The following is a 15,536-nucleotide window of genomic DNA, read 5'->3' on the forward strand; positions in this document are numbered from 1 at the left end:
TGCCTTCAGCCAAGTTGGGCTGCAAGGTCCGCTTTGAGGGCTGAAATGTCAATGTTTTCGGGCGCTTTTCGGAAGGTCAACGCCCGGTCTGCGCGGATCTGCGCCGCGTCGGTCATGGTGCCGGATGCGGCGGCCACGGCTGTCATATCGTCGGGTTTGCCGTTGCAATGCAAGGACATGTCGCAGCCAGCCGCGATCGATGCGCTGGCGCGTTCACCGATGGTGCCGGACAGGGCTTCCATCGACAAATCATCGGTCATCAGCAAGCCCTCAAAGCCGATGTCGCGGCGGATCGCATTGATGAGCGTCGGGTTTTGGGTGGCTGGCAGATCGCCCGCCTCGGGAAAGACCATATGCGCGGACATGCCAAGCGGCACGTCGTTGAGCGCACGGAACGGGGCAAAGTCCCAGTCGCGGGCCTCTGACAAGGTCGCGTTGGCAGTGGGCAGGTTCAAGTGGCTGTCCACGGTTGTGCGCCCATGCCCCGGCATGTGTTTCAGGATCGGCAGCACACCGCCCGCAAGATAGCCGTCAGCGACGGCACGCGCATTGGCAATCACCGTCGCAGGATCGCGGCCCATGCAGCGGTTTTGCAAGAATGGATGGGTCTCATTAGAGGCAATGTCGCAGGTCGGCCCGCAGTTGGCGTCAATGCCCACGTCACGCAGTTCTGCCGCGATCAGACGGGCACGCAGCCAGAAACTATGCGCGGCATCCTTTGCTTTATCGGCTTGATCCAATGGCGGCAGGTATTCGGCCCAGTGCGGCGCGCGCATCCGTTGAACGCGCCCGCCTTCTTGGTCAATCATAATTGCAGCGTCGCGGCCTACGGTCTCGCGCAGTTCAGCCGTGAGCAGACGTAGCTGCTCTGGCGTGTCCACGTTGCGGGCAAACAGGATAAAGCCCCACGGGTTCGCGTCCCGAAAGAACGCTTTTTCCCAATCGCTTAGCCGCAACCCCAAAGGTGCAAAAGTCGTCGCACCAATTGTCATTAACGTACAACGACCGGAATACAATCAGCGTTAGCGGCTTGCAGTGTGGCGCAGAACCGGCGGGCGTCTGCCGCTTCGGTAAAGCCGCTGGCCCGCAAGCGGTAGAAGGTGCTGCCGCCGCTGGATGCTTCTTGGATCACGCGGGATTTGTCGCCCATGTAATCGGCGAACAAAGACGCCATGCGGGTCCATTCGGCAGCGGCCGTGTCTGCGGATGGGAACGCGCCGAGCTGCACAAGGTTGGTGCCAACGGGCAACGCGCCGTCGGTGGCAACGGTTGCTTCAGCCAAGGCGGCTGCAACGGCTGTGCTTGTATCTGCGACTTGTGGCGCTGCCGCTGTGGGCGCTGCTGATGGTGTCGCGGATGCTTGTGTCACGCTGGCTGGGCGCACGGTTGGTCGCAGCGATGTTGACACACCCGGCACGCTTGGGGCGACCGCTGGTGCGGATGCAACGTCGACACCGTCCACGGACACTGTCGGCTCGATTGTGGCGCCGTCAGCAAGGGCTGTCATCGGTGTGGCAGTTCCCGCGATCTGGTCGGCAAGTGCGAGGATACCTTCGGTGGTTAGTCGCTCTGTCGCGTCTGTTGTCACGGATGTTTCAAGTGCGGTTGGAATTTGCGCCTCGGTCGGGGCCGCGTCCGCTGCTGGCATCACTTCGCCCGCTTCGGCTTGCGATTCCAGATGTAGGTTATCGTCGATCAATGGCTCAACGCTCAAATCTTCTTCGGCCAGACCAGCGGTTTGCGGTGCCAAGAGCAAGCTGTCGGACGGACCTGCCGCCTCGCCAATACCCGCCACGTCGTTCACAGACAGACCTTCGTGGGATGCAATATCACCGCCCGGCGTTTGTGGGGCCACGCGCATCGCACCGTCCATCGCACGGACAACCGGAATGCCGGACACGTCACGCATAATCAACTGATAGCCCCAGACGCTGACGCCCACGACTAATGCAAGTGACACTGCCGCCCCTGCATAGTTCATCAATGAACCGGATTGCACAAAGGATTGGGATTTATCCCGCTCGTCGTATATCGCCATGCCTGCCTCGCGCCAACTTAACCGGCCATCGCCGCCGGGTGCTGATCATCTAAAGTTTGCTCGGTCCTACAGCGGTGTAGTTGACTACATCTCTTCCGCAGGAGTGACCCCAAGAATACCCAAGCCAGCCACGATCACAACCGAAACGGCGCGAATCAGTGCAATTTTCGCCTGTGTTGTCGAAACGTCACCCTCTTGAACAAAGCGCAGAGACACATCGTCGTTGCCTTTGTTGTAGAGCGCGTGGAAATCGGAGGCCAATTCGTAGAGGTAAAACGCGATTTTATGCGGCTCGTGGCCTTTGGCAGCGATCTCAACCAGACGCGGCCATTCGGCCAGCTTTTTGGCGACGGTCAGTTCGGCGTCATTTGTGAGGCCGGACAGGTCAATGGTCGCCAACGTGTCTGGTGCAACATCGGTGAATGCCGCCGCCTTTGCCGTGGCGGAATTGATCCGCGCATAGGCGTAGTTCACGTAGAACACGGGGTTGTCTTTGGATTGTTCCAACACTTTGGCAAAATCAAAGTCCAGCGGCGCGTCGTTTTTGCGGGTTAGCATGTGGAACCGTGTGACGCTTGCGCCCACTTGATCGACCACATCACGCAGGGTCACGAATGTCCCTGCCCGTTTGGACATTTTGAACGGCTCGCCATTTTTGTAGAGTTTGACCAGCTGCGTCAGCTTGATATCCAGCGGCACTTTGTTGTCGGACAACGCAGACACAGCCGCCTTCATCCGTTTCACATAGCCGCCGTGATCCGCGCCAAACACGTTGATCAGCGCGTCAAAGCCACGGTTCACCTTGTCGTAGTGATACGCGATATCCGGTGCAAAGTAGGTCCACGCCCCGTCTGATTTCTGCACAGCACGGTCTTGGTCGTCGCCAAAGTCGGTGGATTTGAACAGCGTTTGCTCACGCGCTTCCCAATCGTCGGGCATTTTGCCCTTTGGTGGTTCCAGCGTGCCTTGGTAGATCAGACCTTTTTCCTTGAGTTCCGCAATCGCGGATTCGATCAAGCCTGTGCCATAGAGCGACTTTTCGGAAAAGAAGTTATCCATCTCGATGTTCAACGCCGCCAGATCGGACCGGATCAGGTCCATCATCTTTTCGGTAGAGAATTCGCGAATATCTTGCAGCCAGACGTCTTCGCCTTTGCCGATATAGGCGTCGCCGACTTTGTCTTTCAACGCCTGACCGACAGGGATCAGATAATCACCCGGATAGGTGCCGTCCTCGAACGCGACCTTTTGACCGTGCGCCTCTTGATACCGCAGGAATACAGACCGCGCGAGCACGTCAACTTGGCCGCCGCCGTCGTTGATGTAGTATTCTTTGGTGACGTCATAACCCGCATAGGCCAGCAACGTAGCCAGCGCATCGCCGAACACAGCGCCCCGCGTGTGACCGACGTGAAGCGGACCAGTGGGGTTGGCGGACACATATTCCACCATCATCTTTTTGCCTTGGCCGAGCGTGGATTTACCGTAATCCACATCCGTCAGCGCAGCCTTCACCACACCCTGCCAGACATCCGGCGTGAGCCGCATGTTCAAGAACCCCGGCCCTGCGACTTCGGCAGACGCAATCCGCGCATCAGCGGTCAGTTTGCCAGCCAGCGCGTCGGCAATCGCACGCGGGTTCATCTTGGCGGGTTTCGCCAGCACCATCGCGGCATTGGTCGCCATGTCACCATGTGCTGCATCTCGGGGCGGCTCGACCGCAACATTGTCAAAGGACAGACCGCCAGGCAGCGTGCCGTCAGCAACAAGAGCGTCAAGACTGTCAATCACAACAGCCCGAATATCAGCAAAGAGGTTCATAGCGTTTTCACATTTCTATCGGTGTAAGCCGTCCGTCTACCACTATTGGCGTGTAGGTCAATTGGTGGGATGGACGCAAAAGCTACGATCCAAGCAGGTTCGCCGTTTATGTCCCTGCTTCCGCTGGCGGCTGTGTGCTGCCATTGGCGGATGGCGGCCGCAGTGCGATCAGGCGTAGTCCCGCGCTGCTTTTGATGTCGGCGTTGTGCCGCACCAGTTTGATCGCTCCGCCTTCGGGCATCCAGCCGAGCAGGATCGATTCAGGGTGTTCGTCGCGCCATTGGGTAAACCCGAATTCGTCGGTCAGGCGCGTGATGCGGAAGGTCCAGCCTTCTATGACCAACGCTTCCAATTCACGGAAGGGCTTTTCCGGCCCAAAACGTTGCCCGCCCAAAGTCCGCGGCAATTGGTGCCGCGCGCTGTCCGCTTTTTCACGCATGATCTGAAACACGTTTTCGCGCCCGTATTCCGGCGAAAGATCGGTTGCGACAAGCGTGTTATAGGCGTCGTTATCCGTGGCCGCGACCAAGGTGGCGTAGTTGATGAATTCAAGCCGATTTTCAGCCGCCTCAGACAGGATATCGCCCGAGAACGTCGGGATGCCAGCGCTACGCGCACGGCGCAGGTGGCCAAAGTTCGGGTCAGTCATCAGCACGGGAATTTCCGCTTTTTGCAGCGCTTCGGCCATGCCTGTGGTGAACCGCGATCCACCAATCAGGATCACACCGGGGGTGCTTGCGCCCGTCAGGCCAAGAAACCGCGCGAACGGGGCCAAGGTAAAGCCGTGTAGCACAACAGTAAACGCCACCAGCACAAAGGCCAGCGGTCCGATCAGTGCCGCGTCTTCGATGCCCAACTCTTGCAAGCGTTCGCCGAACAGCCCTGCCACCGCGATCAAAACCACGCCGCGCGGGCCGGTAAAGGCCACTAGCGCTTGCTCTTTGAACGGCAACTTCGATCCGATCAGTGACACAAAAACGGTCAACGGACGTGCCACGAGAACCACCAGCAAGACAAAGCCCGCAGCCCGCAGGTCCAACTGCTTGAGCGCCGCAAAATCGAGGTTCGCGGCCAGCAGGATGAAGACACCAGACACCAACAAGATCGTCGCGTGTTCTTTGAAACGCAGCAATTCGGTGTAGCTAGGCAGGTTGGCATTCGCGATCACAACGCCCATGACGGTCACGGCAAGCAAGCCGCTTTCGTGCAGAACCGCGTCCGAAATGGCGAAAACGGCCAGTAGTAGCGTGAACAGCACGGGGACCTTCATGTATTCCGGCACCCACGCCCGCTTGAACGCGCGTGACAATCCGTAGCCACCGATCCAGCCAAGGATCGATGCCACGACGACGCCAATCGCGAGTTCCATTGTGGCCTCGGTCGGCGTCGTGCCTTCGGTATTCAGGACCAACACAACCGAAAACGCCAGCACAGCAGCCAATGCGCCGATCGGATCGTTCACGATGGCTTCCCATTGCAACAAGGCCGCAGGACGTCGCGACAAACGTGCCGTCCGCAACAACGGTGCGATCACGGTGGGGCCTGTGACGATCATGATACCGCCGAACACAGCCGAGCTTTCCCAGCCCAGCCCTGCCCCGTAATGCAGCGCCAAAACAGAGGTAAACCAGCCAAGCGGCGCACCGATAAACACCAGCCGCCGCACACCGACAGCCGCGTCACGCAGATGGTGAAAGTTCAGGGTCAGACCGCCTTCGAACAGGATAATCGCAACCGCAATCGAAATCATCGGACCTGTCAGAGGACCGATATCACGGGCCGGATCAAAGATGCCCAGCACAGGACCAATGATAATCCCCGCGACGAGCATCAAAACAATGGCAGGCATCCGCAATCGCCACGCGAGCCATTGGGACCCCACGCCAAGAACGCCGACAAGCGCAATTGCTTCGACGGGGCTTAGGCCCGATGCGGATTCGATAGCCATGATGGTCTCTCCTGTGGTCGGACGTACCTACCACGCGGAATTAGCTCGTAAAAGTACCGTCAATCATTACGCGGCGGTATGTGGACGACGTGACCACCGACGCAGACCAAAGAAACCGAGCAATGCAGACAACAACAAGGGTAGTCCCGCAGGCAGCGGCACGGGGGCAATGGGTGCCGCCAGACCGAATGAAAGGTTGTCTAAAGTATGCGTTTCAGCACGACCGCTTTGTGATCCGGTGCTGACAGTCAGCGATGCAAACGACAGATCGGACACAAAACCCCAGAACCCGTCGTAAGGCGCGTTGATCTCTTGCGATACGATCTCTCCGTTGCTGAGGGTAAATTGCAATCCGGTGCCAGTCCCACCCAGCGCCAGATCAAAATCCCCACCAAAAGCAGTTGTTGCGGTTGAAAAGCTATATGTCGTTGTATTAGCGCCAATTCCAAAAAGTCCAACTGATGGGCTGTCGCGAAAAACACCGCTGTTGGTGACAAACCCAGCATCGCTTGAAATCGACATATTCTGAAAACTGGCGTCGCTGAAGTCTTCAAAGTTCAGACTGCCGCCTGTGGCAATATCATACGCGGCACGGTCGGTGTAGATCGTGGTCGCGGCTGCTGCCGCGCCAGCGTCAATCGCCAGTGCGAGCAAAATGCCAGATGATATATGCGCTATTTTCACGGAACGACCCTCTTTGACTTCATCAAGAGATCCGCCTGCGACGCGCATTTAGACCTACTGTTGCCTTGATTTAGCCTAGGCCGCTGGTCGAATTCATGTCGCGAATGTGTCGTTTCTGGGGAAAATTAACCATTTATTAACTCTCCCCAGTTTTCCGTGCCGCGTTAGGTGCCTTTAAAAGCAGACGTACCACCCAGCAGTCGTCCGTGTTCTTGGATCGCAAAGCGGTCGGTCATGCCTGCGATATAATCCGCCACGATCCGCGCCAGCGCGATATGATCGGGGGCCGCATCCACGTCTTTGCGCCATTGTTTGGGCAGCTCATTCGGGTTTTCCATAAAGAACGGAAACAGATCGTTGACCATCGCTGTGACCTCGACACGCATCTCGACGACAGCCGGTGCGCGGTACATGCGGTCGAACAGAAATTGCCGGATGACTTTCAGGTCGGTCCAGATTTCCGGCGTGAATTGGATCATCATGCGGCCCGCGTGCCGGATGTCATGCACCGACGCCGGATCAAGCTCTGCCAGATTGCGCCGCGCCACCTTAATGACGTCTTCGACAAGAATGCCAAAGAACCGTCGCAGGGCTTCGTGCCGCCTGCGATAGTAGTTCAAACCCGGATATTTGTGGTCCACGCGCTTAAAACACTCGTCCAGGATCGGCAGTTCCGCCAGATCGTCAGTGCTAAATAATTCTGCACGAAGACCGTCGTGTAAGTCGTGGTTATTATACGCAATATCATCGGCCAGTGCCGCGACTTGGGCCTCGGCGCTGGCGTGAGTGTGCAGCTCTAGGTCTTGAATTTCATTGTAGGCCGCAAGCGCGTAAGGAATGTCGCCCGTGACAGGTCCGTTGTGTTTGGCGATGCCTTCCAGCGTCTCCCATGTCAGGTTCAAGCCATCCCATTCCGCGTAGTGCCGTTCCAGATCGGTGACGATCCGCAGCGCCTGTGCGTTGTGGTCAAAACCGCCGTAGGGGGCCATCAGCGCATCCAGCGCCTCTTCGCCCGTGTGCCCAAAAGGCGTGTGGCCCAGATCGTGGGCCAGCGCCACGGCCTCGGTTAGTTCAACATTCAAATCAAGTGCGGCCGCCACGGTCCGCCCGACTTGTGCCACTTCAATCGAATGGGTCAGACGGGTGCGGAAATAATCGCCCTCGTGTTCAATGAACACTTGGGTTTTATGTTTCAGCCGCCGAAAGGCGCTTGCGTGGATGATCCTGTCGCGGTCCCGCTGGAAAGGCGAGCGAAATTCGCTTTCTTCCTCAGGATAAAGCCGCCCGCGCGGATTTGCGGGGTCGGTTGCATAGGGGGCTGCCATTGGTGTCCCTGCCCTTTTATCTTCACAAAACCGCGTCTTGCCCAACGTGGCCTTGTTGTGTTTGCCTGACGCCTCTATATTACAAATGTAACAGAACCGTAAGGTGCCAAGATGCTGACCCTGCCCCCAAAAGTCACAGAACGCGCGTTTGAACGCCTCGCCGAGATTGGTGCCGCTGCCCAAGGTAAGGCCCTGCGCGTCGCGGTTGAAGGCGGCGGCTGTTCCGGTTTCCAGTACGAGATTGATCTGGACGAGCCTAAGGACGACGATCTGGTCCTTGAGGGCCATGGTGAAAAGGTGCTGATTGATAGCGTCTCGTTGCCGTTCCTGACCGAAGCTGTGATTACATTCTCCGAGGAATTGATCGGCGCGCGCTTTGTGATCGAAAATCCCAATGCTACGTCGTCCTGCGGCTGCGGCACGTCGTTCTCAATGTAGCATGAGCCACGCGCCCAAAGACATTTTGACACGCGGCCAAGAACGCGGATCGCATGGCCGTCAGCAGGATGAAGGCGTGTTGGTCATTCGCACCATTGCCATGCCTGCCGACACAAACCCCTCGGGTGATATATTTGGCGGCTGGTTGATGTCACAGATGGACCTTGCCGCTGGCAACATGGCGGGCCGTGTCTCGCAAGGGCGCTGTGCAACCGTGTCGGTTGAAGCGTTGCAATTTTTGCGGCCTGTGAAAGTTGGGGATGAAGTCACGCTCTACGCGACCCTGCGCAAAGTAGGCCGCACGTCGATGCGTATCCACGTCGACGCATGGGGCCGCCCGCGCTATTCCGACAAAGCCGCCAAAGTGACCGACGCGGACTTTGTTTTTGTGGCCTTGGATGAAGAGGGTAACGCCCGTCCGGTGTTTGATACCTAAACGAAGATTGGTGCGGGCCTCTGGTCCGGCAGACGTCGCCAAAAGCCAAATCCCTGCATATATCACCTGTTGGAATTGTGCGCCCAATCGCGGTAACCTCGTTTTGTTGTTTAATGAGTGCGGGAGTTATCAATGGCCTTAACGTTGAAAGCAATTTTGCTTGCGAGCGCGACCACCCTGATGGGCTGCGCTATCCCCAAAGACGGTTCTGTTGCCCGCCTAGCCGCAGCACTTTCGTTGTTTGATGAAGCAAATATTGTTCATAATTTCAGCAATATGGGGGCCGCGTTCAACACCGTCGCTCTGACAGCCACCAGCCCAGCCACGCCTTTTCCCGAAGGCAAACAACTGACGTTCTATTCCGATTTTGATGCGTGGCGCATTGCGCGGAACACAACGGCTATTGTTGTCCTCAAGGACGGACAGATCGTGTTTGAGGACTATTATCTGGGAACCTCGCGCGATGATAAGCGGGTCTCTTGGTCGACGGCAAAGTCCTATGTGTCCGCCCTCATCGGCATCGTGGTCGCACGTGCCGATATTCAAAGCATCGACGATCCCGTCACCCAATATGTGCCAGAGCTGATTGGCAGCGCCTATGACGGGACCACGATTAAGAACGTGTTGCAGATGTCGTCCGGCGTGGCTTTTGACGAAAACTACATGTCTTTTTGGAGCGATATCAATAGGATGGGTCGCGTTCTTGCCACTGGTGGCTCGATGGATGCTTTTGCGGCGGGAATAAAGAGGCGCTACACCGACCCCGGCCAAGAGATGCGTTATGTCTCGATCGACACGCATGTGCTGGCGATGGTGCTGCGCAACGCCACGGGGCAAAGCTTGGCTGATCTTTTGTCGGAACATATCTTGCAGCCCTTGGGCGTCGCGCCCGGTGGCTATTATGTGGCGGACGGTTTTGACGTGGCCTTTGCGCTTGGCGGTCTCAACCTGACCACACGCGATTACGCCCGATTTGGCGAATTGATGCGGCTGGAAGGACAGTTCCAAGGCACCCGCATTGTGCCCGCCGATTGGGTCGCCGAAAGCACCGTGCCAACCGCAAACACAGAGCAAGGCGATCTGCAATATGGCTACCAATGGTGGATTCCACCGGATGCGCCAGAGGGCGAGTTCTTTGCGCTTGGGATTTATGGCCAGTTTATTTACGTTGATCGGCCGAACGGCGTTGTAGTTGCGATCAATGCCGCAGACCGAAATTTCCTGATGCCCGGTGTGCTGGACGAAAATATTAGGTCCTTGCGCGCCATTTCTGAGAAAACGCGACGATAGCGCTCTTGGGCAGTATCGCAGCACAGGTTTATCCCCCGCACCAGTGGTCAAACCTTTTCAATGTGATAGATCACGGATCAAGCAATCGGGGGCCAAACCATGAAAATCGCGACATTCAACATCAACGGCGTCAAAGCGCGGATCAATGCGCTGACCGATTGGCTGACCGAAAGCGCGCCTGACGTGGCGCTGCTGCAAGAGATCAAATCCGTTGACGAAGGCTTCCCGCGCGAGATGATCGAAGACCTTGGCTACACGGTCGAGACCCACGGTCAAAAGGGCTTTAACGGCGTCGCGATCCTGTCGAAACTGCCGCTAGAGGACATCACACGCGGATTGCCCGGTGATGATGACGACGAACAGGCCCGCTGGATCGAAGCAACCGTGATTGGCGACACCGACGCCGTGCGTGTGTGTGGGTTGTACCTGCCCAATGGCAACCCTGCCCCCGGTCCGAAATACGATTATAAACTCGCGTGGATGGAACGGCTTCACGCCCGCGCCGAGGCGTTACTCGCTGACGAAATGCCCGCGCTGATGGCCGGTGATTACAACATCATCCCCCAGCCCGAAGACGCCAAACGCCCCGAAGCATGGACCGACGACGCGCTATTCCGCCCCGAAAGCCGCGCCGCATTCCGCAAAATCCTGAACCTTGGCTTTACCGAAGCGTTTCGCGCCCGCACATTCGGCCCCGGTCACTATTCGTTCTGGGATTATCAAGCGGGGGCATGGAACAAAGACGACGGCATCCGCATCGACCACTTCTTGTTGTCCCCACAATGCGCAGACATGTTGCAAGAATGCTGGATCGAAAAAGAAGTCCGTGGCCGCGAAAAACCATCGGATCACGTGCCAGTCTGGGTTGATCTCAAGGCCTAAACCGGCGTGAAGTGATGCAACTTTGGCGCGTCATAATCATAGAGCCAGCCAAGTCGTTTCAAAAACGCATTTGGGGCCACGCGCCCTAAAACACCCAGCCCCGCATGGGCCACACGGCGCGGGATACCGTCCAGATGATAGTTCCGCGCATTGGCATTGGCAGCGTTGATCGCATCTGTGACACGCGGCTGGCGGTGGGCTTGGTAGCCTTTCAACGCCCGCTCTAAGGACGCATCGTGCTGACAACAGGCGGCCAAGGTTATCGCGTCCTCAATCGCCAAATTCGCACCCTGCGCCAAGAATGGCAGCGTCGGGTGCGCAGCATCACCAATCAACGCGACCGCGCCGTCTTGTTGCCAACGCCCTGCAACCGGATGCCGGAACAGGCCCCACAGGCACACGTCTGTCACATCGGCCAAAAGCGCGCGCAAGTCAGGAGCCATATCGGCAAAAACAGCTTGCAGGTTTGCGGGATCGTCGGCGTGCTGCCAACCTTCGTCGGCCCAGTCGGTCCGTTCTTGCACGGCCACGACATTCAACATTCCATCACGTAACGGATAGGTCACGACATGGCGATCCGGTGCCATCCAGATCTGGGCTCTCGCCTCGGCATCTTCGCGTTTGACCAAAGCCCGCCAAGCAACTTGGCCCGTGAAAAACGGACGACCCGGACCATTGAGCAGCGCACGCATCTGCGAATGCAAACCGTCCGCGCCAATCGTCAGGGTTGGGGCGACCATCGCACCATCAACCATGAACCGACCGTCAGAGGTAATACTAGCAATGCGGGTATTTAACAGGATCGTCACGCCAGCAGCGCGGCAGGCGGCCTCAAGAACGCCCAGCAAATCTGCACGGTGATAAAAACGGTAAGTAGGCGACTGCGTGCTCAGATCAAACCGCGCAATCTGGCGGCCCGTCACAGCATCCATCGGACAAGCGGCATCCGCCGTGATCCCGACACGCGCCAAGGCATCGTCCAGACCTAGCGCATTCAAAACACGCGCACCATTTGGGGTAATTTGCAGACCTGCGCCGACTTCAGTCAGCGCAGCTGCTTGTTCGTAAACTGTCACGTCAGCGCCCGTTTGCGCAAACGCCAAAGCGGTGGTTAGACCGCCGATCCCTGCCCCAATAATGGCAACCCGGCGGCCAACATTCGCTTGCATCTTATCGTCGCCCGATCAATCGTCCCGATGTACTTTTTCGCGACGCTCGTGACGCTCTTGCGCCTCAAGGCTCATGGTCGCGATAGGACGTGCGTCCAGACGTTTCAGACTGATCGGATCGCCCGTAATTGAGCAGTACCCGAATTCGTCTTCTTCGATCCGGCGCAAAGCCGCATCAATCTTGGACACCAATTTGCGTTCGCGATCCCGTGTGCGCAATTCCAGCGCACGGTCGGTTTCTTCGGACGCACGATCTGCAACATCTGGGATGTTGCGGGTCTGGTCTTTCATGCTTGCAACGGTATCTGAACTGTTCTCAACGATGTCAGATTTCCAAGCCAGCAACTTCCGGCGGAAGTATTCGGTTTGGCGTTCATTCATGAATGGTTCGTCTTCGGCTGGACGATAATCGTCAGGCAAGAAAACTTCAGCTTTCATGTCTATTTCCCTCACTTGGTCCGAGGACGTTCTCGTTAAATTATCAGACATTCGCGGACCCTCACTAAACTGGTGGACGTTTACGCCTTCCCCTAGGGGTTGTCACCCCCCTTTCCCTCATATTCCACTAGGGGTTGTGTGCTGCTTTTCCCTGTGATTGCGAGGTGTTGAAGCTACAGCGATTGTTGCTAATGTACGCGTTCAAACCAAGGGAAAGATTGATGCAATTTACTGGCACCGACGACTATATCGCCACGGACGACCTGAAGATGGCAGTGAATGCGGCCGTGACGTTAGAGCGCCCATTACTCGTTAAAGGCGAGCCAGGCACCGGCAAGACCGAATTGGCCCGTCAGGTCAGCACCGCCTTGGGCATGCCGATGATCGAATGGCACGTAAAGTCCACCACGAAGGCGCAGCAAGGATTGTACGAATACGACGCGGTCAGCCGCTTGCGTGACAGTCAACTTGGGGATGAAAAGGTCAACGACGTGTCCAACTACATCCGCAAGGGTAAGTTGTGGCAGGCCTTCACGGCGGACCAGCGGTCCGTGCTGCTGATCGACGAGATTGACAAGGCCGATATCGAGTTCCCGAACGATCTGCTGCAAGAGCTCGATAAGATGGAATTCCACGTCTACGAGACCGGCGAAACCGTCAAAGCGGTGAACCGTCCCGTCGTCATCATCACGTCGAACAACGAGAAAGAATTGCCCGACGCTTTCCTGCGCCGTTGCTTTTTCCACTACATCCGTTTTCCGGATATCGAGACGCTGCGCAAAATCGTCGAAGTCCACCATCCGGGCATCAAAGACGCGCTTTTGACCGCAGCCCTGACACAGTTCTACGAGATCCGAGACACGCAAGGGTTGAAAAAGAAACCGTCCACCTCAGAGGTCATCGACTGGTTGAAACTGTTGCTCGCCGAAGACCTGTCGCCCGCCGATTTGAAACGCGACGGAACCAATGCGCTGCCGAAACTGCACGGTGCCTTGCTCAAGAATGAACAGGACGTTCACTTGTTCGAGAGGCTCGCATTTATGGCCCGTGGTCAGCGGTAAGCCGCCAAACACCTACATATAGCGGGTCATTCGCCCGCTCACACAAGCTACCTGAGCCTTATGTGCAACGCGCCCTCATGAATATTGGGGGCGCGGCTTTATTTGGGTGCGTCGCTGCACTGGTTATCATTTAATTAACCTGCCCCCACCAAGATGATCACGCAACCTATGCGGTCACATAAAAAGAGGGGTCGCAATTTTGTGGCAGCAAAATTGACGCACTTGAGGAGAGACGACGTGACCAAGGCAAAAATGCCGGTCAGCATTCGCCCGAACTGCGCTGGGGACTTTGCCGCGCAGCACGGGCTATGGGCCGCCTATCTGGATTTCTACGGCACTGCTTTGCCGCGAGACATCTTTAAGTTGAACCTTCACCGCCTTTGGGGCGATGATCCGGCTGACTTTCTCAGACGGGTTTACGCGCAGGTCAACAATCCTCCGACCCGTTGCACACACCAGTGGCCCGCCGCATGAGCAGGATCGCCATTCTCGCACTTGCCGCTCTCGCCGCTTGCTCACCCGCCCCACAAAACGTCGCTGCCACCCGTGCTGCACCACTTACGTCCATTCTTCCGGCTGTGAAAACATTCGCAGCGGTGCCCGTCCGCACCGTGTCACGCTCCAACACCGAAATCGCGCAAGACATTCTCGACCTGTCTTTCCGTATGGAAAGCGGCGTGCCGATCCCGTTCCTGACCCGCTTTGACGGCCCGATTAACGTCAGCGTCCAAGGCGACCTGTCGGACACGCTGGTCACAGACCTTGACCAGTTGCTCAGCAGATTGCGCCGCGAAGCGAATATCAACATTGATCTGACGAACAGCACCACGCCGCAAATCATCGTCGAAGCCGTGCCGCGCCGCATCTTGAATGCCGCCGTACCGCGTGCCGCCTGCTTTACCGTGCCGCGTGTCTCAAGCTGGGCAGAATTCCTGCGCATGCGCCGGAGTGAAACCGTCGATTGGACGAAACTGACCAAACGTGATCGCGCGATCATGTTTGTGCCGTCCGATGTGGCACCGCAAGAAATCCGCGACTGCTTGCACGAAGAACTGGCGCAGGCGCTTGGGCCTTTGAACGACCTTTACCGCCTGCCCGATTCCGTGTTCAACGACGACAACATCCACAACGTGTTAACCAGCTTTGATATGTTGGTGCTTAAGGCGTATTATTCGCCCGAACTGGCCAACGGCATGACCCGCAGCCAAGTCGCCGAAAAACTGCCAAGCTTGTTGTCACGCCTGAACCCGTCGGGCAATCGGGTCGCAAACGCACCCGAAAACGATACCAACCGCGACTGGATTGATGCGGTGCAAACGGCGCTGTCCGGCTCTGCCACCCCGTCACGCCGCCGCGCCGCTGCCCGACAGGCAATCCAGATCGGCAACGCATTTGGCTGGGGCGGCACCCGCGAGGCATTTGCCTATTACGCGCATGGCCGCCTGCAAGTCGGCAACGATCAGCGCCGTGCCTTGGCCGACTTTGACGCCGCCGACCGCATCTACCGCGCCAACCCCGCCACGCAAATTCACGCAGCCCACATCGCGGTACAACGTGCGGCATTTGCACTCACCGCAGGTGACGCGGATGGGGTGATTGCACTGGCAAACGGGGCAATTCCACTCGCGCGTGACCACCAGAACGCAGCTTTGCTCGCCACACTGATGATGTTCAAGGCCGAGGCCCTGTCGCTGCAAGGGAACGACGCCGAAGCCGAAGCGGTGCGGCTGGACAGTCTGGGTTGGGCGCGATACGGCTTTGGTGAAGATAGATTTGTGCAAGCCCGTCTGAACGAGATCAGGGCCCTGCGCCCGTTCTAAAGGACACATCCTACGATGATTTACCCCCTTTCCGGCCTTGTGATTGGTGCAATACTTGGTGCGTTCAGCGCAAAACGGCGCGGCGGCAAGACGCTTGATCTACTGCAATGGGGCGGCGTTCTGGCGATCATGGGCGCGATCTTGGGCATGTTCGCACTTGTGATGATCGAACGCGCCAGCATTTAA

Annotated in this window: 16 protein-coding genes; 8 read left to right on the forward strand and 8 right to left on the reverse strand. The window is 57.5% G+C overall.

The features are described from left to right. Positions 1–5 precede the first annotated feature (5 nt). The 6 genes from FHS72_RS07985 to FHS72_RS08010 all read right to left on the reverse strand — a co-directional run bounded on the left by FHS72_RS07985 (position 6) and on the right by FHS72_RS08010 (position 7,816). Positions 6–992 (reverse strand): glycoside hydrolase family 3 protein, encoded by a 987-nt coding sequence (locus FHS72_RS07985; protein ID WP_183527856.1) that lies wholly within the window; start codon positions 990–992, stop codon positions 6–8. Next, positions 992–2,038, reverse strand: a complete 1,047-nt coding sequence (locus FHS72_RS07990; protein WP_246414587.1) for an SPOR domain-containing protein — start codon at positions 2,036–2,038, stop codon at positions 992–994. The genes FHS72_RS07985 and FHS72_RS07990 overlap by 1 nt, the downstream gene beginning before the upstream one ends. A gap of 84 nt (positions 2,039–2,122) precedes the next feature. After that, positions 2,123–3,859, reverse strand: coding sequence for an arginine--tRNA ligase (gene argS / locus FHS72_RS07995; RefSeq protein WP_183527858.1), 1,737 nt, complete (start codon positions 3,857–3,859; stop codon positions 2,123–2,125). 106 nt (positions 3,860–3,965) lie between these two features. Continuing rightward, positions 3,966–5,807 carry a cation:proton antiporter gene (locus FHS72_RS08000; RefSeq protein WP_183527859.1) on the reverse strand — a complete coding sequence of 614 codons (1,842 nt, stop codon included), beginning with the start codon at positions 5,805–5,807 and terminating at the stop codon, positions 3,966–3,968. 66 nt (positions 5,808–5,873) lie between these two features. Next, positions 5,874–6,491 (reverse strand): hypothetical protein, encoded by a 618-nt coding sequence (locus FHS72_RS08005; protein WP_183527860.1) that lies wholly within the window; start codon positions 6,489–6,491, stop codon positions 5,874–5,876. A gap of 164 nt (positions 6,492–6,655) precedes the next feature. Then, entirely contained in the window at positions 6,656–7,816 is a 1,161-nt protein-coding gene (locus FHS72_RS08010) for a deoxyguanosinetriphosphate triphosphohydrolase (protein WP_183527861.1), read from the reverse strand. A gap of 114 nt (positions 7,817–7,930) precedes the next feature. On the opposite strand from FHS72_RS08010, the gene FHS72_RS08015 reads away from it, so the two are divergent. From FHS72_RS08015 to xth, 4 genes are all read left to right on the forward strand, one after another. Then, on the forward strand, positions 7,931–8,254 hold the full coding sequence (locus FHS72_RS08015; protein WP_183528373.1) for a HesB/IscA family protein: 324 nt from the start codon (positions 7,931–7,933) through the stop codon (positions 8,252–8,254). Between the two features lie 100 nt (positions 8,255–8,354). Next, positions 8,355–8,690, forward strand: coding sequence for an acyl-CoA thioesterase (locus FHS72_RS08020; RefSeq protein WP_246414613.1), 336 nt, complete (start codon positions 8,355–8,357; stop codon positions 8,688–8,690). 132 nt (positions 8,691–8,822) lie between these two features. Next, complete coding sequence (locus FHS72_RS08025; protein WP_183527862.1) at positions 8,823–9,980, forward strand: serine hydrolase domain-containing protein; 1,158 nt, start codon at positions 8,823–8,825, stop codon at positions 9,978–9,980. Positions 9,981–10,079: 99 nt separating this feature from the next. Beyond that, complete coding sequence (xth, locus tag FHS72_RS08030) at positions 10,080–10,862, forward strand: exodeoxyribonuclease III (protein WP_183527863.1); 783 nt, start codon at positions 10,080–10,082, stop codon at positions 10,860–10,862. Here xth and FHS72_RS08035 read toward each other — a convergent pair. Further along, a complete protein-coding gene (locus tag FHS72_RS08035; RefSeq protein ID WP_183527864.1) occupies positions 10,859–12,031 on the reverse strand; it encodes an FAD-dependent monooxygenase in 1,173 nt (390 codons plus the stop codon). The two genes, xth and FHS72_RS08035, sit on opposite strands and share 4 nt — an antisense overlap. A gap of 15 nt (positions 12,032–12,046) precedes the next feature. Continuing rightward, positions 12,047–12,469, reverse strand: coding sequence for an RNA polymerase-binding protein DksA (gene dksA, locus FHS72_RS08040; RefSeq protein WP_183527865.1), 423 nt, complete (start codon positions 12,467–12,469; stop codon positions 12,047–12,049). A gap of 221 nt (positions 12,470–12,690) precedes the next feature. Between dksA and FHS72_RS08045 the strand changes: the two genes are divergently transcribed. The 4 genes from FHS72_RS08045 (at position 12,691) to FHS72_RS08060 (ending at position 15,536) form a co-directional block, all read left to right on the forward strand. After that, entirely contained in the window at positions 12,691–13,530 is an 840-nt protein-coding gene (locus FHS72_RS08045; RefSeq protein WP_183527867.1) for an AAA family ATPase, read from the forward strand. Positions 13,531–13,767: 237 nt separating this feature from the next. Next, complete coding sequence (locus tag FHS72_RS08050; protein ID WP_183527869.1) at positions 13,768–14,004, forward strand: hypothetical protein; 237 nt, start codon at positions 13,768–13,770, stop codon at positions 14,002–14,004. Then, on the forward strand, positions 14,001–15,350 hold the full coding sequence (locus FHS72_RS08055) for a DUF2927 domain-containing protein (RefSeq protein WP_183527871.1): 1,350 nt from the start codon (positions 14,001–14,003) through the stop codon (positions 15,348–15,350). The genes FHS72_RS08050 and FHS72_RS08055 overlap by 4 nt, the downstream gene beginning before the upstream one ends. Before the next feature lie 15 nt (positions 15,351–15,365). Further along, positions 15,366–15,536 carry a hypothetical protein gene (locus FHS72_RS08060; protein ID WP_183527873.1) on the forward strand — a complete coding sequence of 57 codons (171 nt, stop codon included), beginning with the start codon at positions 15,366–15,368 and terminating at the stop codon, positions 15,534–15,536.

This window comes from Yoonia ponticola, from assembly GCF_014199395.1.
Lineage (GTDB): Bacteria > Pseudomonadota > Alphaproteobacteria > Rhodobacterales > Rhodobacteraceae > Yoonia > Yoonia ponticola.